Below are 21,449 nucleotides of genomic sequence, written 5' to 3' on the forward strand. Positions count from 1 at the left end.
ACTCATCACAGGAAGGCACCACCACGATGCCCAGAATCACCTCGGTCAAGACCGAAGACATCCGCTTCCCGACCTCGTTGGACCTCGACGGCTCGGACGCCGTCAACGTCGACCCGGACTACTCCGCCGCCTACGTCACCATCAACACCGACGACGAATCGGGCCACGGCTTCGTGTTCACCTGCGGCCGCGGCAACGAGGTCGTCACGGCGGCCATCGAGTCCTACGGCCAGCTGCTGGTCGGCCGGGACCTCGACGAGCTGGTCGGCGACCTCGGCGCCGCCTCGCGCCGGCTGGTGCACGACTCCCAGCTCCGGTGGCTCGGCCCCGAGAAGGGCGTCTCCCACATGGCCGCCGGTGCGCTGGTCAACGCCCTCTGGGACGTCCGCGCCAAGCGCGAGGGCAAGCCCTTGTGGCTGCTGCTGAGCGAAATGCCGGCCGAGGAGATCGTCAACGCGATCGACTTCACCCACATCCAGAACGCGCTGACCCCCGGCGACGCACTCGACCTCCTGCGCCGCGGAGATGTGGGCAAGGCGGAGCGCATCGCCGAACTGCAGGCGTCCGGCTACCCCGCCTACACCACGACGCCGGGCTGGCTCGGCTACAGCGACGAGAAGCTCGTCCGCCTGAGCAAGGAGGCCGTCGCCGACGGCTTCGGACTGATCAAGCTCAAGGTCGGCGGCAGCCTGGAGGAAGACCGCCGCCGCATGCGACTGGCGCGCGAGGCGGTGGGAACCGACGTCAAGATCGCCATCGACGCGAACCAGCGCTGGGAGGTGCAGGAATCCATCGACTGGGTCAACGCGCTGGCCGAGTTCAATCCCTGGTGGATCGAAGAGCCCACCAGCACGGACGACATCCTCGGACACGCGGAGATCCGCAAGGCCGTAGCGCCGGTGAAGGTCGCGACCGGGGAGGCCGTCGCCAACCGCATCGTCTTCAAGCAGATGCTGCAGGCCGGCTCCATCGACGTGATGCAGATCGATTCCACCCGCGTAGCCGGAGTCAACGAGAACCTGGCGAACGTGTTGCTGGCTGCGCGCTTCGACACTCCGGTCTGTCCTCACGCCGGCGGCGTCGGCCTCTGCGAGCTGGTGCAGCACTTCTCCTTCTTCGATTACGCGGCCGTCACGGGCACCATGGACAACCGCATGATCGAGTTCGTGGACCACCTCCACGAGCACTTCGTCGAGCCCGTCCGCGTCGAGGGCGGCCGCTACCTGGCCCCGCGGAAACCGGGGACCGGCGCGGAGATGCTCGTGGAATCCCGCGAACAGTGGACCTTCCCCCGGGGCGCCGGATGGATCGGCATCGGCGACCGCGCCGCGGTCACCGGAACGGGAGCCAACCGATGAGCGCCGACACCACCGCAGCCCGCGCCGGGGAACTGATCACCGCGGCCCACACCGCCTACGAGGCGTCCCGGGACGCCGAACCGAGGACGCGCGCGGGGTGGCTCGAGGCCGTCGCCGCGGCGGTCGAGGCGAACGGGGACGAACTGGTCGGGATCGCCCAGAGGGAGACGCACCTGGCCGAACCCCGGCTGCGCGGCGAGCTCAAGCGGACCGTGTTCCAGCTCCGCCTGCTGGCGGACGAGGTGGTCCGCGGCGAGAACCTGCAGGCCACGATCGACCACGCCGACCAAGACTGGGGCATGGGCCCGCGGCCGGACATCCGCCGCGTCAACGTTCCGCTCGGCGTCGTCGGCGTCTTCGGGGCCTCGAACTTCCCCTTCGCCTTCAGCGTGGTGGGGGGCGACACCGCGTCGGCGCTCGCGGCAGGCTGCGCCGTCGTGCACAAGATCCACGGCGGGCACACCGAGTTGGGCCTGCGCACCGGGGATATCGCGGAGGAGGCCCTCGCCGCGGCAGGGGCGCCGGCCGGCCTTTTCGCCACCATCCTCGGGCGCGAGGCTGCGGAGACACTGGTTGAGCATCCGCTCGTCAAGGCCGTCGGGTTCACCGGGTCGACGTCCGGCGGGCGTGCCCTGTTCAACAAGGCCTGCGCACGGCCGACGCCCATCCCGTTCTACGGGGAGTTGGGCAGCATCAACCCCGTCTTCGTGACAGAGCGGGCGTGGGACGGGCGCAAGGAGGACATCCTCTCCGGGTACGCCGCATCGTTCACGATGGGCATGGGACAGTTCTGCACCAAACCGGGGCTCCTATTCGCTCCGGCGGAGGACACCGGCGAACTCGCCGACCTGCTCGGCGGAAGCCTCGCGGATACGCCGTCGGCGCCGTTGCTGAGCCCGCGACTGCGCGAGGGGTACGACGGCGCCGTCGCCGAGGTGCGCGCCGCGGACGGGGTGCGGGTGCTCGTCGAGGGGACGGCCGACGAGGCGCCGCGGCCGACGGTGTTCACCACCACGGCCGACGACGTCCGACGCAACCCGGGCGTCCTCGAACAGGAGATGTTCGGGCCGGCAACGCTCGTCATCAGGTATCAGCGCGGCACGGATCTCGCTGAACTGGCGTCCTTGCTGGATGGGCAGCTCACCGCGACCCTCCAGGCGGAACCCGACGAGGACGTGGAGGCGCTCGTGACGGTTCTGCGCGAGAAGGCCGGCCGCGTTCTGTGGAACGGCTGGCCGACCGGCGTCACCGTCACCTACGCGCAGCAGCACGGTGGCCCCTACCCGGCCACGACGTCCGGCACCACATCGGTGGGCACCGCCGCCGTCGGCCGCTTTATGCGCCCGGTCGCCTTCGACTCCTTCCCGCCTGGCCAGCTGCCCCCCGCGCTGCGCGACGGGAACCCGTGGGGCATCATCCGCCGGGTCGACGGCGAATGGCAGCCGAGCCCGAAAGGAGGCAACAACTGATGGCCGTCGAGAAAACCATCCACATCCTGCCCACCGAGGCGGAACGGGCCACGCTGGTGGGCCGCGTCTGGGACCCGGAGTCGGGCGGGCCGCGGGTGGTTGCGGTCCGCGGCGACGACGTCGTCGACCTGACCGGCACGTTCCTGACGGTGTCCGAGCTGCTGGAGTCGGCGGACCCGGCGGGAGCCGTGGCCTCGGCCGACGGCGTGGTCCGCTGGACGCTCGCCGAGCTCGTCGGCGCCTCGTGGGAGCGAGATTCCGGGCGCGCCCACTTGTTGGCGCCGATCGACCTGCAGGTCGTGAAGGCCTGCGGCGTGACGTTCGTCGAAAGCATGGTCGAGCGCGTCATCGAGGAGCGCTGCGGCGGCGACTTCAACCGCGCCGCCGAGGTGCGGCGCACGGTCGGCGAGGCCCTTGGCGGCAGCATCACGTCGCTGAAGCCGGGTTCCGAGGCGGCGCGCCAGGCCAAGGAGGTCCTGATCGCCGAGTCCATGTGGTCGCAGTACCTCGAGGTCGGCCTGGGTCCGGACCCGGAGGTGTTCACCAAGGCGCCCGTGCTCTCCGCCGTGGGCTTCGGAGCGGACATCGGCATCCCCACCTTCTCCTCGTGGAACAACCCCGAACCCGAGCTGGTGCTGGCCGTCGACTCCACGGGGCGCGTCCGCGGCGCGACCCTCGGCAACGACGTCAACCTGCGGGACGTCGAGGGCCGCAGCGCGCTGCTGCTCGGCAAGGCCAAGGACAACAACGCCTCGGCCGCCGTCGGTCCGTTCATCCGGCTCTTCGACGCGTCGTTCACCCTGGAGGACCTCCGCACGGAGGAGATCGTCCTGGAGGTCCAGGGCGAGGACGGATACCGGCTGGAGGGCCGCAACAACCTCGGCCGCATCAGCCGCCCGTTCGAGGAACTCGTCGAGGCCACGCACGGCGCGCACCACCAGTACCCGGACGGGTTCGTTCTCTTCACCGGCACCCTGTTCGCGCCCACCCAGGACCGGGACACCCCCGGCCTCGGCTTCACCCACAAGGAGGGGGACGCGGTCACCATCAGGAGCCGGCACCTCGGTGCCCTCGCCAACCGGACCGGCGTCACGGAGGAGCTCGCCCCGTGGACCTTCGGGCTCGGTTCCCTGTTCGCCTACCTGCGGACCCTTGAGCCGGCCCGGAACGGAGTGTCCGCGTGAGACTCGCCCAGATCGGCGCCCACGGCGCCGAGGAACCTGTCGTCGTGGACGGCGACCGTTTGTACTCGCTGCGGGGCCTGACCGAAAGGATCGACGGCGATTTCCTCGCTGCCGACGGACTGGCCAAGGCCCGGAGCGCATTCGAGGGTGGGGAGCTACCCGAGGTGGACGCCCCGGCCGGAGTGCGCTTCGGCGCACCCATCGCTCGGCCGAGCGCCGTCGTCTGCGTGGGCCAGAACTACGCGGCCCACGCGGCCGAATCCGGTGCGGAGCCGCCGGTCCACCCGATCATCTTCCACAAGCATCCGAACACGGTGGGCGGACCGGACGACGCCGTTCCCATTCCCCCCGGTGCGTCCAAGACGGACTGGGAGGTGGAGCTCGGCATCGTCATCGGCCGGCGCGCTTCCTACCTCGGGCCCGAGGACGACGCCGTGGCGCACATCGCCGGGTTCGTCGTCGTCGACGACCTGTCCGAGCGCGACTTCCAGCTCGCCGTGTCCGGCGGCCAGTGGTCGAAGGGCAAGAGCTCGCCGGGATTCTGTCCCACGGGGCCGTTGCTCGTGACGCCCGACGAGGTCGACTTCGGCAACCTGCGGCTGCGCAGCTGGGTGAACGGCGAACCGCGGCAGGACTCGTCAACGGCGGACATGATCTTCGACGTCGAGACCATCGTGAGGGACCTGAGCCAGTACATGGCCCTGGAGCCGGGCGACCTGATCTGCACCGGCACACCCGAAGGCGTGGCGCTGTCCGGCCGCTTCCCCTACCTGAAGCCCGGCGACGTCGTGGACATCGAGATCGAGGGGCTCGGGCGGCAGCGCCACGGGTTCACCGGATAGGGAGCGCGACCATGGAACTAAAGGGACTGAGCGCGATCGTCACCGGCGGCGCCTCCGGCATCGGCGCGGCGACGGTCGCCCGGCTGCGGGAGCTGGGGGCACGCGTCGCGGCTCTGGACCTGAACCCGGACGTGGTCCCGGACGGGGTGTTGGGGATCCGCTGCGACGTGGCGGACGACGCGTCGGTCCGCGCCGCGGTTCAGCAGGCCGCCGATGCGTTCGGGGGGATCGACATCGTGGTCAACAACGCGGGTATCGGCGCGCAGGGCACGGTGGCGGACAACCCCGACGAGGAGTGGCACCGGGTCTTCGACGTGAACGTCGTCGGCGCCGTCCGCATCGTCCGGGCCGCATTGCCCTACCTGCGGCGATCGACGGCGGCTTCGGTGGTCAATATCGGTTCGATCGCGGCCACGGCCGGGTTGCCCGCGCGGGCACTCTACGGCGCGACGAAGGGCGCCGTGCGGGCGCTGACGCTGAACATGGCTGCGGACCACGTGCGCGAGGGCATCCGCGTGAACTGCGTCAATCCGGGAACCACCGACACCCCGTGGGTGGGGAACCTCTTGTCGAAGGCGGACGACCCGGCAGCCGAACGCGCGGCACTGGAGGCCCGCCAACCACACGGGCGCCTCGTCGCCCCGGCGGAGATCGCGGCCGCGGTCGCCTACCTCGCCGGCCCGCTCGCGGGTTCGACGACGGGCACGGAACTGGCGGTGGACGGGGGCATGCAGGGGCTGCGGTTACGGCCGGATCGACTCCCAGTGGGCCCTCTGGCCGCGTTCAGAAACATTGGATGACATGGGGACACTGCCAATCCGCGGGCGACGTCGCGCGGCGTTGACTTGTTCGCGGGGAGGCCCCAAGCTGACGCTGTGCCCGGCGGCCGATCCGTGCCATGTCGGGCCCGTCGAAGGAGCATCCCGAATGTCCGTCGTAGAGGAAAGCGTCTTCATCAACCGCCCGCCGAAGGAGGTCTTCGACTACCTCGCCCGGGCCGAGAACGTCCCCGTCTGGGATTCGTCCATTCTCGAGGCCGAACAGATCGGCGACGGTCCCGTGAGGGTTGGAACACGGTCCAGGGGCACCAGCAAGATCCTGGGCCGGCGGTTCGAGTGGGTGGCCGAATACGCTCATTTTGATCCGCCGAACCAATCGGTCATCCGTTCGGTCGAGGGGAAGTTCGACTTCACCATCACCAACAGCCTGGTGCCCGAGGGTGGCGGAACGCGCCTCACCTACCGCGTCGAGGCGAACGACGGCTTCGGCGGGCTGTTCGGGAAGGTGGCCGACCCGCTCGTGCAGAAGGCGCACGCCCACACCGTCCGCGGGAACCTGGGCACCCTCGCCGACGTGCTGGCCGAACACCCCGGCGTCGTCTGACGGGCGGTCAGACGACGCCGTATCGGGCGCCGCTAGACGGCGGCGTTGCTCGCGCGGCCCCAGGGACCCGTGACGGCAAGGGTGAAGCCGGGGGACTGGATGTTCACGAAGAGGGTTTCGCCGTCGGCGCTGAAGGCCGGGCCGCAGAACTCGCTGTCGTTGAAGTCGTTGCGCGCCAGCGGGTAGGCCTTGCCCTGGGAGGTCACGCCGACCAGGTGGGACACGCCGTCGCCGTCCTCGGCCAGGATCAGGCCGCCGTGGGTGGAGACGGTGATGTTGTCCGGGCCGTCGAAGTTGCCGTTGTCCGCGTCGGGATCGCGGTTGACCCCGAAGATGGTCTTGAGGGTGATGGATTCGGTGGCGGGGTCGTAGAACCAGACCTGGCCGTCGTGCTCGTTGGCGCTGCCGTCGCCGAGGCGGGCGAAGCTGGAGACGAAGAAGACGCCGCCGTCGCCCCACCACTGGCCCTCGAGCTTCCGCGAGCGCGTGATCCGGTCGTTGCCGAACTGGCGGCGCACGGACACGGTGGCGGCGTCGCGGTCCGGGACGTCGACCCATTCGACTTTCAGGCGGGTGCCCACGGTCGTGGCCTCCGAGAGGTCGGCCACGTGCCTGCCGCCCAGGAAGCAGTTCATGGCCTCCAGCTTGCCGGCGGTGTCGCCGCCGGGGGAGAGCGCGAGCTCGCGCAGGGCGTCCTTGCCCGGGACGAATCCCGCGGGCGGCACCCAGCGGAAATACAGGCCGTTGGGGTTGCCGGCGTCCTCGGTGAGGTAGACGACGCTCGTGGCGGGATCGACGGCGACGGCCTCGTGGGAGTAGCGGCCCATGAACTTCAGCGGCACGGGGCTCTTGCCGAGGTTGGCTTCCCGGCTGGTGGGATCGACCTCGAACACGTAGCCGTGGTCCTTGGTGCGCAGTCCCTGGCCGGCGCGGCTTTCGGTCTCCTCGCAGGTCAGCCACGTGCCCCACGGCGTGATGCCGCCGGCGCAGTTGTTGTCGGTGCCCGCTAGGCTGGTGTACTCGCCGGTCCGGTTTCCGTCGCCGTCCACGGTGATGGTGGACGTGCCGCCAATTGCCCCGGAATCGTAGGTGATGCCCTCCACGACCGGAACCGGGAAGGGCTCGCGGCCGCTGTTCTCGTGGTTCGTCACGAGGACGGAGCCGCCGTCGGGACCGGCGAAGACGCCCATGCCGTCCGGGTCGGAGGGGTGGACGCCGTCGGCCGTCGGGGTCTGGCCCGAGCGCGCGATGAGCTTGTACGAGAAGCCCTCGGGCAGCGCCAGGATGCCCTGCGGGTCGGCGACCAGCGCGCCGTAGCCGGTGGCGGTGCGGGTGGTGGCGGCCGCGGCGGGGCGGGAGAACGCGTCGAGGCTCCCGGCGCCGGCGAAGACGAAGCCCAGGCCGGTGGCGGTCGAGCCGCCGAGGAAGGTGCGGCGTGAAACGGACGGATTCATGGTCGGGCTCCCGGTGGGTGAAGGATCGATCAGGCGGTTGCATCAAACCTTCCAGACGCACGTGGAGCTGGGGAGGCGCCCCGACGTGCCGCGGATTAACCGCCGGTGAATTGGGCTTGGCACCCAGCAAGGCACGACGACGATCGCGCAACGCCGGCCGTACACTTCAGACACGGCGAGCAAGCCATCCTTCGCAGGGTTCCCCTGCCCACGTTTCAGGAGTAGACGATGGGCCACGAGATTCAGTTCATTAACGACGGCGAGGGGCTGGCGGTCCTGGGGGATCCGACGGTTGTGGAGCGTTTCCTGGCGTCGGAAGGGCTGCCGTCGAGGGACCTCGGCCTGCAGCGGCTGGGGCCGGCCTTCAAGACAGCGGCTGGTGTTGCCCAAGCGGGCTCCGGGATCGCGGCCAACTCCGGGCGGTGGGTGAAGCTGACGAAAGAGTCGGCCGCAGCTTTCAAACAGTTTGACGCGATGAAAGGGTCGGCCCCGGACGTCGTCCGTGCCGTGGTGACAGACAAGGGCAAGATCAAGGGAATCCTCGAATTTGTGAAGCCCGGATCCGTGTTGTCCAATCCCGGGTTGTTGGCCAATCCTGCGATGCTGGCGGGTGCCGCAGGGATCATGGCGCAGCTGGCCATGCAGCAGACCATGGACGAGATCACCGACTACCTCGCGGCGATCGACGAGAAGGTCGACGATGTGCTCCGTGCCCAGAAGGACGCCGTCATCGCGGACATGCTGGGGGTGGATTTCGTGATCGGCGAGGCCATGGCGATACGGGAGCAGGTGGGCCACGTCTCCGAGGTCACGTGGTCCAAGGTCCAGACGACGTCGGGGACCATCGCCCGAACGCAGGCCTACACGTTGCGGCAGCTGGACGCCATCGCCGTGAAATTGGAGCAGAAGAGCAAGCTGGGTGATCTCGCGAAGACCTCCAAGGAAGCGGAGACCAAGGTCCAGGAGTGGCTCGCCGTGCTGGCCCGGTGCTTCCAGCTGCAGGATGCGATCGCGGTGCTCGAACTCGACCGTGTGCTGGAGGCATCGCCGGCCGAACTGGACCAACACCGTCTGGCGTTGAGGGCAGCCCGGCAGAATCGACTGGAACTCATTTCACGAAGCACCGGGCGCCTTATAGCCCGCATGGATGCAGCCGCCGGCACGGCCAATGCGAAGGTCCTGCTGCACCCGACGTCGTCCCGTTCCGTGGTGCATTCGAGCAACTATGTGACGACTGCCGTCGTGGACTTCCACGGTCTGCTCGGGGTCGAGCGTGATCGGCAGTCGTTGGAGGCGAAGAGATGGGTGGATGCTGCGGCGGAAGTGCGAGACAAGGTGCTCGAGACCGGGGCCGAGGGCGCCGGCGCTGCCCGCCGCATGGGCAACGAGAACTTCGAGCGGGCCCGATCGGCCACGAGCAGGTTTTCCAGCGGCATTGCCGAGCGGGCGCTCCGCCTGCGCGGGAACGACGAAAAGGTCGACGAGAACAACTGAACGGACGGCTACTACCCGCCTGCGGTTGGCGGCGGGCGGGTTTAGTCGGCGACGTGGATGATCTGGATCAGGTTGCCGCAGGTGTCGTCGAGGACGGCCGTGGTCACCGGACCCATGGTGGAGGGTTCCTGAATGAAGTGGACGCCGAGGCCGCGCAGACGCTCGTACTCCTGCGGGACGTCCTCCACGGCGAACTGGGTGAAGGGGATGCGGTCACCGACGAGGGCGGCCTTGAAGGGACCGACGGCGGGGTGGCCGTCGGGTTCGAGCACCAGTTCGGTGCCGTCCGGGTCGCCAGGGGCGGTCACGGTCAGCCACCGCGGGCCGCCAAGCGGGACGTCGTGCTTCAGCTCGAACCCTAGCTTGCGCGTATAGAACTGGAGGGCCTTCTCCTGGTCGTCGACGAGCACGCTGGCCCATTGAATCCTCATGCCGATCCCTCGTTTGCGTTGTGGACGTTCCAAGGCGTTGGCCGTCAGCTCATCTGCCTGCGGCCGGCACGAGCGGCGAAGGCGTCCAGGGCGGCCAGCATCTCGGATGCGCGCCAGAATCTGCCCTGCTTGTACTTGTCGACGCCCACCACGATGCCGGCTTCCGCGAGACCGTCCATGGCACGCTTCATGCGCATGTATTCCAGACCCAGTTCCGCTTCAAGCACCGCGGCGTTGACCACTGGCCGGCTCTCCAGCAGTTCGAGAACCGGCCAGACGGCGGAGTCGGCGCGAGCTTTGATCTTCCCTCGCCAGGATTCGGCGATGGCCGTGACATCCTCCGCCAACTGGGTGCCATTGCGTATCGCTCGAAACGACGCCTCGGCACACAGGGTGATGACCGGTTCCGGATCCCCTTCTCGGTAGGACCCGAGTGCGCGGTGGTAGCCCTCGACGTCGGACAGCAGACCGGCGGAGACCGGCGTGGAGACAGCGCGGGCAATCCCGTGGCCCTTGAGCATCGAGTGGATCAGCGCCCGGCCGGTACGGCCATTGCCATCCGTGAACGGATGGATGGTTTCGAACTGAGCGTGGGCGATGGCCGCCTGGACCATCGGAGGGATGTCGGAGCGCCTGGCGTAAGCCATCAGATCCTCCATCAGTCCCGGTATCCGCTCATGCACCGGCGGGATGAAGTCGGCGCCGAGGGGGCTGGCCATACTGGTGCCGATCCACACCTGTTCCTGCCGCCAGATGCCGGCGGTTTCGGCGTCCCGAGTGCCTTCCATCAGCGCGCGGTGCATCCCCAGGATGCTGTTGGTATCCAGGACGTCGGCCGCGGCAAGCGCTGCCTCCATGGCCCTGACGTTGCGCACCACAAGCGTGGCGTTCAGCTTCGGCTCGACACCCAGTTCGGCTTCGCCCAAACTGCGGGCGTTGGTGGTGACATTTTCGATCTGCGAGGAAGCGATCGACTCCGTGCGCAGCATGATGGTCGCAAAGGGCCTGATCCGGTTGCCGAACCTCTCATCGAATCGGCTGATCTCCCGGCTGGCCTCTTCGGCCAGTGAGGCGACGGATGACGACGGCGTGTACTCGACCTGCGCGATCCCCGACGGGACGAAGGCCTTGTAGGTCTGCCCGCGCATGCCCGAGATGTAGCGGCTGAGCCCGAGGTCGGAGGTGTTGCTGTTCCATACGACCTGCTCGGTAGTGGCTTCGGGCCATCGTTCGGCCCGTGGGGCTGGCTGCGAGGCCATGGAACCTGCTATCTGTACGCCGTCGGAATCGGTGCTTACAGATATCATACTATCTGTAAGAATCCATGGGGAAGGCTTACGCTTATGGCTCCGCGCCGCGCGGTCCTCACGCTTCTCGCACCGCTGTTAAGGGGCCGACGGCGGGGCCGTCGGGTTCGAGAGTCGGTTCGGTGCCCTTCGGGTCACCAGGGTCGATCACGACAAACCGCCGCGCGTCGCCTATGGGGGCATCGTGCTTTAGCTCGAATCCGAGCTTGCCTCATGCGCTCACTCGTTTGCGTGCTGGCGCGGTCCGCAGGAGAACACGACGGTCCGCGCCAGCACGTCGCATTTGTGACAAGGCATGAGGACTTCTTCGAGTTGCTGGGCCAACTGACCCGTCGGTCCAGCCCGATCCAACCTGTCGGTGGCCGGGGTTACCCTGACAAGACATGGCTACAGGGCCGTCGAGGGATCCGCTAGCTCTTCAAAGTCAATCGTGAACAGCGGTCCGCCGATGGTGCGGTCAGCGAATATGTGTCTGCGGAGATCGCACGTGCGCTCAGGGTCGGGACCTACGCCAGCTGGAACCCGCGGTACTTGTCCGCCGCGATCTCGTCGCACTGCCGGCGGTACGAGCCGACGCCGCCGGCGTAGGGCATGAACACCCGCGGCTTGCCCGGCACGTTGGCGCCGAGGTACCAGGAGTTGGCCTGCTTCATCAGCGTCATGTCCGCGACCGTGTTGACATGCTCCACCCGCGCGTCCTCCGCCTCCAGGGCCGGCTCGGAGACCTCCAGCCCGTTGGCGCGCAGGTAGGCGATGTGCTCGTCGATCCACTCCACGTGCTGCTCGATGGACGTGACCATGTTGCTCAGCACGCTGGGGCTGCCCGGGCCGGTCACCGTGAACAGGTTCGGGAACCCGGCGACGGACAGCCCCAGGTACGAGCGCGCCCCCGACTCCCAGTGGTCGCGCAGGGACTCGCCGTCGCGGCCGCGGATGTCGATGTTCAGCAGCGCCCCGGTCATGGCGTCGAACCCGGTCGCGAAGACCACCGCGTCCAGTTCGTACTCGTCGCCCGACTCGGTTCGCAGTCCGGATTCGGTCAACGTGGCGATCGGCGCGGACTTCACGTCGACCAGATGCACGTTGTCCCGGTTGTAGGTGGCGTAGTAGTCGGTGTCCACGCAGATCCGCTTGGTGCCCACCGGGTGGTCCCACGGCTTCAGCAGCTCGGCGGTCGCGGGGTCCTCCACGATCTCATCGATCTTCGTGCGGATGTACGCGGCCACGGTGTCGTTCGCCTCGCGGCTGATCGCGATGTCGGAAAAGCACTGCGCCAGCCGGAACCCACCGAGCGTCCAGTGCTCGTCGAACACCTGCCGGCGTGCCGCCTCGTCCACCCCGAGCGCGGACTCCAGGCTGGGCGAGAACGGCAGCCCGGTGGGGGAGTGCCGCGCGTCCTCCCGCAGCTGCGGGTACCGCGCCTTGACGTCCGCCCACAGCTGCTGGTCCAGCGGCCCGTTTTTGGCGGGGACGCTGAAGTTGGACGTGCGCTGGAAGACGAACAGCTCCTTGGCCTGCTCGGCGATCTCCGGGATCGACTGGATCCCGGAGGACCCCGTGCCCACGACGCCCACGCGCTTCCCGGTGAAGTCGACCTCCCCGTGCGGCCACTGCCCCGTGTGGAAGACCTCGCCAGCGAAGTCCTCCAGTCCCGGGAGGTCCGGCACCCGGCTGCTGGAGAGGCAGCCCGTCGCCATGATGCAGTAGCGCGCGGTCGTGACCTGGCCGCCGTCGGGCCCGGTGGAGGTGACGCGCCAGAGGCGCGCGTCGTCGTCGTACACCGCCGAGGCCACCGTGGTCTCCAGCCCGACGTCGCGCCGTCTCATCCAGAAGGCGTAGCAGTGCCTGTGTCCTTTGCCAGTGCTTCCGTGTTTGGAAGGGAACCGGATGCCCATGGGATAGGAGCCGTCTTCAAGCACCTGCTCGCGCACGTACGAAGCAAGCAGTGTCGTGGCCAGGCGGTCTCCGCTGGTGACTTCGGAGAGCGTGAGGGTCTCGGGGAGGACGCCGTCGTCATAGAGGTGGCAACCGATGGACGCGTTCAGCGCGGCCAACGTGTCGGCGTGGGCGATATCGACCCACCATCCTCCCGCGAATTCCAGTTCATACAGTCGGCGGCCCTCGCGCCAATTCGCCGGAATCCACCCGGGACCATACCGGAATTGGCCGACCACTCTTCCTCAACGACGCGGCGCAGATCCGCGACCGCGATGCCCATGAACTCCGCTGTTTTGGCCAGGAATGCCCGATGCCGGTGTGTCATCCGCGCCCACGAGAGTGCCTCAACGAATGCAGTCTCCGCGTCGACGGCCATGTACACGGTCCGGCCGGGCGTGTCGTAGCGATACCAATCGGACCGGTCCTCGTCGAGGGAACCGCGCTCCTGCGGGTTCAATGGACCGTAGGACTCCTTGGCTACGCGGAAGGCCGTTGGGGACCCTTCGACCAGGGCCAGCCCGGTCCGTCCGCAGGTCCGCATCAACCGGAATGCCCGTCGTCGAGCATGGCCGCCGCCGCCGCCGCGACATCCTTGAACCGATCCTCGCGGATGGCGTCAATGGGAGAGTCGTGGTCCAGCCACGGGTTGGCCCCGATGAACCACATGCGGGCCACGTGCTCGCCCTCCGCCTCGGCGACGAGACTCCATTGCGTGTAGGCGAACTGGAGACGCTTGACCGCGGAGGGCTTGGGGGTTGGGCCGTCCTGCTGCGCCCAGCCGTAGCTGATCTTGCGATCCTTGCTTCCGGCAAGTGCGGCAACGAGCGTTGCTCCAAGGGCGGCGTTGAGCCGCCGAACAACCTCCCGGATGCCCAGGCGTGCGGTGCGCGCGTGCGCCGTCCCGCTAATGGTGGCAATACTCATGGTCCGCAGCTTCCTTCCGACGACCGATCCAGCAGGGGACCGTTCTTAAAGCATGCTTCTAGTGCGCCCTTAAGCGACAACAAATCGCCTTCAAATCTGCTGATAGTAGCAAGTTGACGGCAGGATGCAGGGTAGTGCCCCGTATAGGGAAGAGGTGCCTGCGTGCCCGTAATTCATATGCGCCGTTATGGGCGTACCGGTTGCATGGTTCCCAGAGGTTGGGCTGCGGACGTCCTAAGTTCCTGGATAGGGTTTCGTGCGGGCGCAGCGAGGCGTCCGCGGCAGGTGGTCCGGCGAATGCCAGAGCCGGCCAGTGGCCGGCCTGGCAGTATGCGTGGCCGGTACGACCGCGTTCAAGCCCCACACGGGTGTGTATTACTGCAGCTGAGGTATGCGTGTGAGCTCAACTGTTCGGAGACCTTGTCAGGTCTTCGGGCTCGGCGTCGTCCGAAGCGCTCCGGGCAGCGAGAGGAGGTATGGCGTCGTTCGCCAATACGTTCTGGCGGTGTGCGCGGTGTTTCAGAACGGGCCCACCGACGAGTTTGAAGACGATGGCGAGCGCAATTGCCCCGAAAATCGATGCCGCGGCGGGGTCGGTGACGAAGATGTCCAGGCTGCCGCTGGAGATCAGCATCGACTGGCGGAAGGACTTTTCGAGGATCGGTCCGAGCACGAATGCCAGCACCAGTGGGCCGGGATCGAAACCGGTCTTGGTCATGATCCAACCGAGCACACCAAAAGCGAGGACAACCCACATGTCGAAGGAGCTGTTCCCGATCGAGTACACGCCGATCAGGACGATGAGGAGTGAGAAGGCGACGAGGATTCCCTGTCGGACACGGAGCATTTGGATGAAGACCCCGACCAGCGGCACGTTGAGGATCAGCAGCATGAGGTTGCCGATGTACATCGAGGCGATGACGCCCCAGAACAGGCCTGCATGCTCGGTCATCAGTTGTGGTCCCGGCGTGATCCCGTGCATCAGGAGTGCCCCGAAGATCATGGCGAGCACCACGTTCGAGGGGATGCCGAGAACCAGAAGGGGGATAAAGGCCGACGTCGAGGACGCGTTGTTGGCCGTCTCGGGGCCGGCAACGCCCTCGATGGCACCCTTGCCGAACCGGCTGGGGTCTTTTGCCCGACGCTTTTCCATGGCGTAGGAGGCCAGTGAGGAGATCACGCCACCACCACCTGGGAGGATGCCGATGAAGAAGCCTAGGACGGATCCGCGACCGATGGAACCGGCCGAGTCCTTCATGTCTTGGCGGGACGGCCAGATGTTTTTGATTTTTGCTTTGGCGATCTGGGCCTTCTCCGTCTGTTCCAGAGAGCGCAGCAGTTCGGCGACGCCGAACAGCCCCATAGCCACGGCGACGAAGTCCAAGCCGCCCAGCAACGGAACCTGGCCGAAGGTGAAGCGGGCCGAGCCGTCGATCGGGTCCTGCCCGACCGTGGAAAGGAGCAGTCCGACGCCGGCCATGCAGACACTTTTAATCGCCGATCCGGTCCCAAGGGACGTGACGAGGAACAGGCCTAGGATCATTAGTGCGACGAAGCCGGCCGGACCCATGGACAGCGCGACATTAGCCAGGAAGGGAGCCATGAAGGTCAATCCGATGACGGCGACGGTCCCGCCGATGAATGAGCCGATGGCGGCGATGCCGAGGGCTGTGCCGGCGCGGCCCTGTTTGGTCATCTGGTAGCCGTCGAACGTGGTGACGACCGAGGCTGCTTCGCCGGGTAGGCGAAGCAGGACGGACGTGATCGTGCCGCCGTACATCGATCCGTAGTAGATGCCGGCCAGCATGATGATCGATGCGGTCGGATCCATCGTGTAGGTGATGGGCAGCAGAAGCGCGATGGTCGGTCGACGAGTCATACCTCCTCGACGCGCAGAACTACGAAGAATGGCTTGCTCGGATAGCCGACGACGTGCACTATCTGATGCCGGTGCGGGTCACCACCGCCTTGGGTGCTGGCTATTCCACGTCGCCTGGCATGGCGCATCTTGATGAAAACAAGTATTCGCTCAGTCGGCGAGTGGCACGTTTCGCCACCGAGCACGCGTGGACGGAGGATCCGCCGTCGCGGCTCCGTCACTACGTCACCAATGTGCGAACGTTCCGGACCGACCGGCCGGAGGAAATAATCGTTGATTCAGCGGTATTGCTCTTTCGTAGCCGTGGTGACGTCGGGGAAGCCGCAACAGTCTCGGCTGGACGGGAAGACCTGCTTCGCCGAACGGAGGCCGGCTGGCAGCTCGCTCGCCGGACCATCATGGTAGACGAATCCGTTATTCGGATGCAGAATCTGGCCATATTCCTATGAAGCTTGAATGGGAAGGTGAAGAAGAGGATCGGCTGGCAGCCAACCGGGCGGCGGCCGAAAGAGCCCGGCTCGAGGCCCACGCGACCGGCACGCCGATCGTTATTGCCAACGAATTCTCCGAGGTTCGCGTCACTCGGGTCGAGACACGGAACGGGTCCCGACTGATGATCAAGTCCCCCCGCTCTGGCCAGTGGGTCACACTGTGCCCTTTGGAACTTGAAGCCCTGACGTGGCAGGGCCCGGCCACGTTTTCCGCCATGATCGGGCACCCTTTCGGCCCCCTGATCACGGACGACCAGTAACCCGAACCCGGACGCCACAAGACCATTAACTTATGTAAAGGAGCCGACCGTGCCCGTCGTCAAAGCCGACCTGCAGGCCTGTCAAGGTTATGCCAACTGCGTTGTGGGAGCCACAGATTATTTCGACCTAGACGATGACGGAATAGTCGTCGTACTTCGGACAGAGGTGCCCGAGGCTGACCGGCACAGGGTGACTGAAGCCGCACGTAGTTGCCCGGTGTCTGCGTTGGCGGTGGAGGAGGAATGAGTCCGACCACCGTTATCGTCGGGTCCTCCATCGGGGGCGTGCGGACTGCGCAGTCGTTGCGCTCGGAAGGATACACCGGCGAGATCATCCTCGTGGGCGAAGAGACTGAACTGCCCTATGACAAGCCACCATTGTCCAAGGCGGTCCTCAAGGGAACAGCCGATGAAGCTTCCATCCGACTTCTGACCGCGGAAGAAGCCAGCGAGGCGGGGATCACCCTGATGCTGGGCAACCGGGCCACAGGCGTCGACGTGGCGGCAAACACCCTTCAGGTCGAGGGGCACGGGCCACTCCGGTACGACAACCTCGTAATTAGCACCGGGGCGTCCGCGAGGCCCTCACCGTGGGGGGACGGGCCAGGCCTGCACGTACTTCGCACTCTCGATGACGCGCGGCGGCTCCGGTCGGACCTTTTGAAGGGCGGCCACCTCGCCGTGATCGGTGCCGGCTTCATAGGTGCCGAAGCCGCGGCGACCGCACGGCTACTGGGACTCGAGGTTACGGTCGTCGACCCGTTGCCCATACCGATGAGCCGGATCTTCAATGCTGAAATAGGCCATTGGTTTGGGGAGCTTCACCGCAACAATGGCGTGAACACTATATTCGGTACCGGTGTGGAACGCATTGATGGTGAACAGGGGTCCTTCGTCCTGCACTTGACGAACGGGGACCGCATCGAGGCCTCGACGGTGTTGGTCGGTATCGGCGCCATCCCCAACGATGCATGGCTCGGCGCATCTGGGCTCCTCGTAGACAACGGCGTCGTCCTTGACGAGCACTGTCGGGCCGTGGACGCGCCGAATGTCTACGCCGTCGGCGACGTGGCCAGATGGCATCATTTGACGCACGGGGAAGACACCCGGATTGAGCACTGGACCAACGCTGTGGAACAGGCTTCCTGTGTCGCGTATAACATCGCGCATCCCGATGCGCCCCGCCCGTACACGCCGATCGAATACGTCTGGAGCGACCAGCACGACTGGAAGATTCAGGTCGTGGGACGCGTGGGAGGTGACGCCGAACACCTCGTCATTGGGGACCCTGGCCTGCACGGAAAGTTCGCGGCCCTCTACACCAAGGACGGTTCCACCCTGTACGGCGCAGCGATCGTAAATTGGCCTAGGGCACTCCTCACATGCCGCCGCGGCATGGCGGCAGGCGTCACTCTCGAAGAGCTTCGCGAGAGACTCGAACCTCTTCTCGACGCGCAGACAACAGTCGCCCGATGACGCGGGCCGAATCGCCCAGCAGTGGACTGGAGCAACGCAGCGCCATCGCTCTTGCTTGCCGTGTCCTAGCGCACCGCGGTTTAGCGGACGGAATTCTCGGTCACATCAGCCAACGGATCACCGACACGGAACTGCTTATCCGGTGCCGGGGACCGCGCGAGCGGGGTCTGGCATACACAGAGGCGAGTGACATACGTCTGGTGGACTTTGACGGCAACCCTGCCGAACCGGGGGAACTTGACGGGGGGTATGCCCCGCCCATCGAACTTCCGATTCACACGGAAGTTCTCCGGCGGAACCCGGATGTACGCGCCGTGGTGCATGCGCATCCGCCCCAAGTCGTGGCCGCTGATCTTGCTGGCCTAACTGTTCTGCCCATTGTCGGAGCGTATGACATCCCTGGGGCCCGTCTCGCCGCCGGGGGCATCCCCGTTTATCAGCGCGGTGTCCTTGTCAGGAACAGGATACTGGCAACAGAAATGGTTGAAGCCATGGGGGACAGGCCTGTGGTGATACTCCGAGGGCACGGAATAACAAGTGCCGCCCCCAGTGTTGAACAAGCCGTGCTTCAGGCCATCAGCGTCAACAGTTTGGCAGGACTTGCGCTACAAGTGTCGTGGGCAGGCGCCGAACCCGTGTCCCTGCCCGATGAAGACATGGCAGAGTTGCCTGATCTGGGCGGTTCCTTCAACACCGAAACGGCGTGGCGACATGAGCTTGCAAGAATCAGTCACGGGATATGAGGAACAGCATTAGGTCTGGGAACTCATATGGAGTTGCGCTCGGTAGGATGATTCCCATGCAACCCACAGGCGGAGAGGACGAGGCCAAGTTTGGACCTCCTCCGCAGTATCGAATCGAGTCCGTTGACAACGCACTGCGTCTGTTGCTGCTGTTCGAGACCCAACCGAGCATCAGACTCACTGACGCCAGCAATTATCTGGGCGTAGCGTCCTCAACGTCCCACAGGCTGCTTGGCATGCTCCTCTACCGCGGATTCGTTCGTCAGAACCCCGTTACCAAAGCCTATGAGCCAGGCCAAGCGCTTAGTTCCATTGCGTCTTCCATAGATCGCCAAGTAGATGTCAGGACGCTGGTCCATCCTGTCTTGGAGTGGCTCTTCCAGTCCACGGGAGAAACGGTCCACTTCGCCAAGCTCGAGGGAACTAAAACGCGCTTCATCGACGCCATTGAAAGTGCCCGTGCGGTTCGCGTTGCCGCCCGCCAAGGCATGACGTTGCCCGCAAACTGTACCGCTACGGGGAAAGCGATGCTGAGCGGTTTGAGCGGCGACCAGCTACGGAAGCTGTATCCGAGAGAAGATCTCCCTAGCCTGACCAAGAACTCCATCACGACTAGAACGGATCTCGAGCGCGCCCTCGAGAAGATCCGAAAAGTCGGCTACGCGACGAGTCAAGAGGAAAGCGAAGACGGCGTTACCTCGGCGGCTGTCGCTGTGGTGAGTCCGAGTGGTGCCCACTACGGGATTAACGTCTCGGTCCCTGCGCATCGCATGACAAACCAGCTTCGCGCCGAACTTGGCATTAAGCTTCGGAAAGCCGCTGAAGAAATCCAAGGACTGTTGATCTGACTAATTGCGTCGTCACACCCTGCGTCCGAACCATTCGCCATGGACCCTAATTTTTAGAGTCTGTTGCGAGTAGCGTCCGTTCGTGGCGCGTTGACGACGTATCACAGCACATCACGGAGGGCGGGGCACGGCGCCGGCGTGGTGCCGCCGTCGTACCCCGCCCCGTGAGAAGGCGCGTTGCGCTACTCGGTGACCTCGAAGGTCAGGGTCTCGGTGAACTCGCGGCCGTGGACGTCGGTCGCGGTGACCTCGGCGGTGTGCTCGCCGACGGCGAGGTCCGTCGGCAGATCCAGGCGCCAGAGGTGCATGGAGCGGTCGGCCAGGCTGCCGCCGTGGACCAGCTGCTCCTGGACGGCGACCGGGTCGGAGTACTCGGCGCCGATGAGCTGGCCCTCGCCCTGCATCTTCTGCGTGCGCTCGGCCTCGGTGGCCTCGGCGCCGTCGATGCTGGCCTCGACCGTGGAGCCGGTGCTACCCATCCAGAAGTTGGTGGTCAGCCACGTGCCGTCGGCGAGATCGGACCGGGAGACGGACAGCGGGTTCTCGAACTCGGGAGCACTGCCCCTGTTGCCGAGGTTCGCGGCGTACCAATCGCGGTAGGCCGGGGTATTCAGGCCCAGCGACATCTGCACGGAATCGTCCTCGCCGCGGACGGTGAAGCGCTCAGTGATCTCGGCGCTTTTGATGTCCAGCGTCAGCACGCCGGGGCGGCCGCCGTCGCGCTGCACGGCGGTGGGAAAGCCGTTGCCGGTGTCCTGTCCGGAGTACCAGTCGCCGGAGATTGCGCCGGCGGTGATGTGCGTGAACGGCAAGCCGTCGATACCGAACAGGTCCTTCCAGCCGGCCAGCGAATCGCCCTCGCGGAGGTTCTCGATGCTGTGCGTGTGGCCGCCGAGCGCGACGACCTCGCGGCCCTCGAGGATCTCGTAGACCTCGGCGACCTGCGCCACCTGGTGCTTGGCGCTGCCCTGGTCCGCGTAGTCCAGCAACGGGATGTGCGCGGCGAGCACGATCGGCTTGTTCATGGGCACCTGGGCGATGTCGTTGCGCAGCCACTCGAGCTGGCGTGCGTCCAACGAACCGGTGTAGTCGCCCTTGGCGGCGGGCTGCTTGGTCGGGAACTCGACCGTGTTCAGGGCGACGACGTGGGCCTTGCCGGCGTCGTACGAGTAGTACTCCGGGCCGAGCTGGGCGCGGAACGTGTCGAAGGTGTGCTCGCTGTCCGTGGCGTCGAAGTCCAGGTCGTGGTTGCCCGGCAGGAAGCGCGCGGGGCCGTTGAGCATGGTGGCCAGTTCACGGGTCTGCGGGTAGAGCGAGAGGTCGTCTCCGGTGACGTCGCCGATGAACAGCGCGCCGCAGCCCTCGTAGTCGGTGCGGGCGGCCAGGTCTGCGAAGGCGCCGGCGCGGGCGTACTCGACCTCGTCCTGGTTGTAGGTCTGGATGTCCCCGCCGATGGCGCAGTGCTGCTCGGGGGACTGGGTGGCCTTGCTCTTGGCCAGCGGGAAGTTCAGCGCCTCCGGGAGCGCGCCGGTCGGCTCGATGCCGCCGAACTTCAGCTCCGGGGAGCCCTCCGGAAGGTGGTGGTAGGAGAACTGGGCCACGTTGTTCTCGTCGACCGGCACCTGGTAGCCGCGGGGCTGTGTGACGAAGACGGTCATGTTCTCGAACACCGGGAGCTCGTAGCGGCCCTGGCCGTCCGTGGTGGCGACGTCGCGCCCGTTGGACACGGTGACGCCGTTCAGGCCCTTCTCCCGGGGGTCCTGCACCGAGTTCTTGTTCTTGTCGTCGAAGACGACGCCGTCAATCGTCTCGTTGTTTTCGTCCGTGCCCTCGACGATGTCGACGGAGCCGCGGTAGGCAGTGGAGTCCCAGTCGGACTCGGCAGCGGCGGGTGCGGCGGGGGCGGCGCCGGCGGCCGGCAGGGCGAGCGCGCCGGCGAAGACGACGGCGAGGGCCCCGGCGGTGAGG

The 21,449-nt window shown here is 66.5% G+C and carries 20 protein-coding genes and 1 pseudogene; 13 read left to right on the plus strand and 8 right to left on the minus strand.

Translation table 11 applies throughout. The features are described 5' to 3' along the window. Nucleotides 1-26: 26 nt before the first annotated feature. The 6 genes from ACHAAJ_RS11575 (at nt 27) to ACHAAJ_RS11600 (ending at nt 6,236) form a co-directional block, all read left to right on the plus strand. Nucleotides 27-1,358: an enolase C-terminal domain-like protein gene (locus ACHAAJ_RS11575; RefSeq protein ID WP_435728295.1), complete on the plus strand. Its 1,332-nt coding sequence runs from the start codon at nt 27-29 to the stop codon at nt 1,356-1,358. Beyond that, nucleotides 1,355-2,827, plus strand: a complete 1,473-nt coding sequence (locus tag ACHAAJ_RS11580; RefSeq protein ID WP_435728296.1) for an aldehyde dehydrogenase (NADP(+)) — start codon at nt 1,355-1,357, stop codon at nt 2,825-2,827. The genes ACHAAJ_RS11575 and ACHAAJ_RS11580 overlap by 4 nt, the downstream gene beginning before the upstream one ends. Then, on the plus strand, nt 2,827-4,011 hold the full coding sequence (locus ACHAAJ_RS11585; RefSeq protein WP_435728297.1) for a fumarylacetoacetate hydrolase family protein: 1,185 nt from the start codon (nt 2,827-2,829) through the stop codon (nt 4,009-4,011). The genes ACHAAJ_RS11580 and ACHAAJ_RS11585 overlap by 1 nt, the downstream gene beginning before the upstream one ends. Beyond that, a complete protein-coding gene (locus ACHAAJ_RS11590; RefSeq protein WP_435728298.1) occupies nt 4,008-4,853 on the plus strand; it encodes a fumarylacetoacetate hydrolase family protein in 846 nt (281 codons plus the stop codon). The genes ACHAAJ_RS11585 and ACHAAJ_RS11590 overlap by 4 nt, the downstream gene beginning before the upstream one ends. 11 nt (nt 4,854-4,864) lie before the next feature. Continuing rightward, nucleotides 4,865-5,653: an SDR family NAD(P)-dependent oxidoreductase gene (locus tag ACHAAJ_RS11595; protein ID WP_435728299.1), complete on the plus strand. Its 789-nt coding sequence runs from the start codon at nt 4,865-4,867 to the stop codon at nt 5,651-5,653. 127 nt (nt 5,654-5,780) lie between these two features. Beyond that, nucleotides 5,781-6,236 (plus strand): SRPBCC family protein, encoded by a 456-nt coding sequence (locus ACHAAJ_RS11600; protein WP_435728300.1) that lies wholly within the window; start codon nt 5,781-5,783, stop codon nt 6,234-6,236. A 32-nt stretch (nt 6,237-6,268) separates the two neighbouring features. On the opposite strand, the gene ACHAAJ_RS11605 is transcribed toward ACHAAJ_RS11600, so the two are convergent. Beyond that, on the minus strand, nt 6,269-7,690 hold the full coding sequence (locus ACHAAJ_RS11605; protein ID WP_435728301.1) for an alkaline phosphatase PhoX: 1,422 nt from the start codon (nt 7,688-7,690) through the stop codon (nt 6,269-6,271). Between the two features lie 228 nt (nt 7,691-7,918). Between ACHAAJ_RS11605 and ACHAAJ_RS11610 the strand changes: the two genes are divergently transcribed. Continuing rightward, entirely contained in the window at nt 7,919-9,184 is a 1,266-nt protein-coding gene (locus ACHAAJ_RS11610) for a hypothetical protein (protein WP_435728302.1), read from the plus strand. Between the two features lie 41 nt (nt 9,185-9,225). On the opposite strand, the gene ACHAAJ_RS11615 is transcribed toward ACHAAJ_RS11610, so the two are convergent. The 6 genes from ACHAAJ_RS11615 to ACHAAJ_RS11640 form a co-directional block, all read right to left on the minus strand. Next, entirely contained in the window at nt 9,226-9,615 is a 390-nt protein-coding gene (locus tag ACHAAJ_RS11615) for a VOC family protein (protein WP_435728303.1), read from the minus strand. Between the two features lie 44 nt (nt 9,616-9,659). Continuing rightward, complete coding sequence (locus tag ACHAAJ_RS11620) at nt 9,660-10,763, minus strand: Fic family protein (RefSeq protein WP_435728304.1); 1,104 nt, start codon at nt 10,761-10,763, stop codon at nt 9,660-9,662. Nucleotides 10,764-11,428: 665 nt separating this feature from the next. Beyond that, nucleotides 11,429-12,976 (minus strand): flavin-containing monooxygenase, encoded by a 1,548-nt coding sequence (locus ACHAAJ_RS11625; RefSeq protein WP_435728305.1) that lies wholly within the window; start codon nt 12,974-12,976, stop codon nt 11,429-11,431. Next, nucleotides 12,964-13,317 carry a hypothetical protein gene (locus tag ACHAAJ_RS11630; protein WP_435728306.1) on the minus strand — a complete coding sequence of 118 codons (354 nt, stop codon included), beginning with the start codon at nt 13,315-13,317 and terminating at the stop codon, nt 12,964-12,966. Before ACHAAJ_RS11630 ends, ACHAAJ_RS11625 begins: the two co-directional genes overlap by 13 nt. Nucleotides 13,318-13,400: 83 nt before the next feature. After that, the gene (locus ACHAAJ_RS11635) at nt 13,401-13,784 is read right to left on the minus strand and encodes a hypothetical protein (protein WP_435728307.1); all 384 of its coding nucleotides are present in this window, start codon (nt 13,782-13,784) and stop codon (nt 13,401-13,403) included. A 403-nt stretch (nt 13,785-14,187) separates the two neighbouring features. Next, entirely contained in the window at nt 14,188-15,663 is a 1,476-nt protein-coding gene (locus ACHAAJ_RS11640) for a tripartite tricarboxylate transporter permease (RefSeq protein ID WP_435728308.1), read from the minus strand. Between the two features lie 38 nt (nt 15,664-15,701). On the opposite strand from ACHAAJ_RS11640, the pseudogene ACHAAJ_RS11645 reads away from it, so the two are divergent. The 6 genes and pseudogenes from ACHAAJ_RS11645 to ACHAAJ_RS11670 form a co-directional block, all read left to right on the plus strand. Next, nucleotides 15,702-16,112, plus strand: a pseudogene (locus ACHAAJ_RS11645) (3-phenylpropionate/cinnamic acid dioxygenase subunit beta); the annotation flags it as partial. After that, nucleotides 16,109-16,414 carry a hypothetical protein gene (locus ACHAAJ_RS11650; RefSeq protein ID WP_435728309.1) on the plus strand — a complete coding sequence of 102 codons (306 nt, stop codon included), beginning with the start codon at nt 16,109-16,111 and terminating at the stop codon, nt 16,412-16,414. The pseudogene ACHAAJ_RS11645 and the gene ACHAAJ_RS11650, both read left to right, overlap by 4 nt. Before the next feature lie 49 nt (nt 16,415-16,463). Next, nucleotides 16,464-16,661, plus strand: a complete 198-nt coding sequence (locus ACHAAJ_RS11655; RefSeq protein WP_435728310.1) for a ferredoxin — start codon at nt 16,464-16,466, stop codon at nt 16,659-16,661. Continuing rightward, a complete protein-coding gene (locus tag ACHAAJ_RS11660) occupies nt 16,658-17,890 on the plus strand; it encodes an NAD(P)/FAD-dependent oxidoreductase (protein WP_435728311.1) in 1,233 nt (410 codons plus the stop codon). Before ACHAAJ_RS11655 ends, ACHAAJ_RS11660 begins: the two co-directional genes overlap by 4 nt. After that, nucleotides 17,887-18,633, plus strand: coding sequence for a 3,4-dihydroxyphthalate decarboxylase (phtC, locus tag ACHAAJ_RS11665; RefSeq protein ID WP_435728312.1), 747 nt, complete (start codon nt 17,887-17,889; stop codon nt 18,631-18,633). Before ACHAAJ_RS11660 ends, phtC begins: the two co-directional genes overlap by 4 nt. A 56-nt stretch (nt 18,634-18,689) precedes the next feature. After that, nucleotides 18,690-19,481 (plus strand): IclR family transcriptional regulator, encoded by a 792-nt coding sequence (locus tag ACHAAJ_RS11670; RefSeq protein WP_435728313.1) that lies wholly within the window; start codon nt 18,690-18,692, stop codon nt 19,479-19,481. 182 nt (nt 19,482-19,663) lie between these two features. Here ACHAAJ_RS11670 and ACHAAJ_RS11675 read toward each other — a convergent pair. Continuing rightward, nucleotides 19,664-21,449, minus strand: a 1,786-nt coding sequence (locus tag ACHAAJ_RS11675) for a calcineurin-like phosphoesterase C-terminal domain-containing protein (RefSeq protein ID WP_435728314.1), incomplete at its 5' end; no start/stop codon positions are given.

It is taken from the genome of Arthrobacter arnarulunnguaqae (assembly GCF_051262515.1).
Taxonomy (GTDB): Bacteria; Actinomycetota; Actinomycetes; order Actinomycetales; family Micrococcaceae; genus Arthrobacter_N.

Excerpts from the sequence above, each read along its gene's own strand:
- ACHAAJ_RS11595 (WP_435728299.1), top strand. The coding sequence starts at position 4,865 with ATGGAACTAAAGGGACTGAGCGCGATCGTCACCGGCGGCGCCTCCGGC.
- ACHAAJ_RS11610 (WP_435728302.1), top strand. The coding sequence starts at position 7,919 with ATGGGCCACGAGATTCAGTTCATTAACGACGGCGAGGGGCTGGCGGTC.
- ACHAAJ_RS11605 (WP_435728301.1), bottom strand. The coding sequence starts at position 7,690 with ATGAATCCGTCCGTTTCACGCCGCACCTTCCTCGGCGGCTCGACCGCC.
- ACHAAJ_RS11660 (WP_435728311.1), top strand. The coding sequence starts at position 16,658 with ATGAGTCCGACCACCGTTATCGTCGGGTCCTCCATCGGGGGCGTGCGG.
- ACHAAJ_RS11580 (WP_435728296.1), top strand. The coding sequence starts at position 1,355 with ATGAGCGCCGACACCACCGCAGCCCGCGCCGGGGAACTGATCACCGCG.
- ACHAAJ_RS11620 (WP_435728304.1), bottom strand. The coding sequence starts at position 10,763 with ATGCGCGGGCAGACCTACAAGGCCTTCGTCCCGTCGGGGATCGCGCAG.
- phtC (WP_435728312.1), top strand. The coding sequence starts at position 17,887 with ATGACGCGGGCCGAATCGCCCAGCAGTGGACTGGAGCAACGCAGCGCC.
- ACHAAJ_RS11650 (WP_435728309.1), top strand. The coding sequence starts at position 16,109 with ATGAAGCTTGAATGGGAAGGTGAAGAAGAGGATCGGCTGGCAGCCAAC.
- ACHAAJ_RS11575 (WP_435728295.1), top strand. The coding sequence starts at position 27 with ATGCCCAGAATCACCTCGGTCAAGACCGAAGACATCCGCTTCCCGACC.
- ACHAAJ_RS11585 (WP_435728297.1), top strand. The coding sequence starts at position 2,827 with ATGGCCGTCGAGAAAACCATCCACATCCTGCCCACCGAGGCGGAACGG.
- ACHAAJ_RS11615 (WP_435728303.1), bottom strand. The coding sequence starts at position 9,615 with ATGAGGATTCAATGGGCCAGCGTGCTCGTCGACGACCAGGAGAAGGCC.
- ACHAAJ_RS11600 (WP_435728300.1), top strand. The coding sequence starts at position 5,781 with ATGTCCGTCGTAGAGGAAAGCGTCTTCATCAACCGCCCGCCGAAGGAG.
- ACHAAJ_RS11640 (WP_435728308.1), bottom strand. The coding sequence starts at position 15,663 with ATGACTCGTCGACCGACCATCGCGCTTCTGCTGCCCATCACCTACACG.
- ACHAAJ_RS11635 (WP_435728307.1), bottom strand. The coding sequence starts at position 13,784 with ATGAGTATTGCCACCATTAGCGGGACGGCGCACGCGCGCACCGCACGC.
- ACHAAJ_RS11670 (WP_435728313.1), top strand. The coding sequence starts at position 18,690 with ATGCAACCCACAGGCGGAGAGGACGAGGCCAAGTTTGGACCTCCTCCG.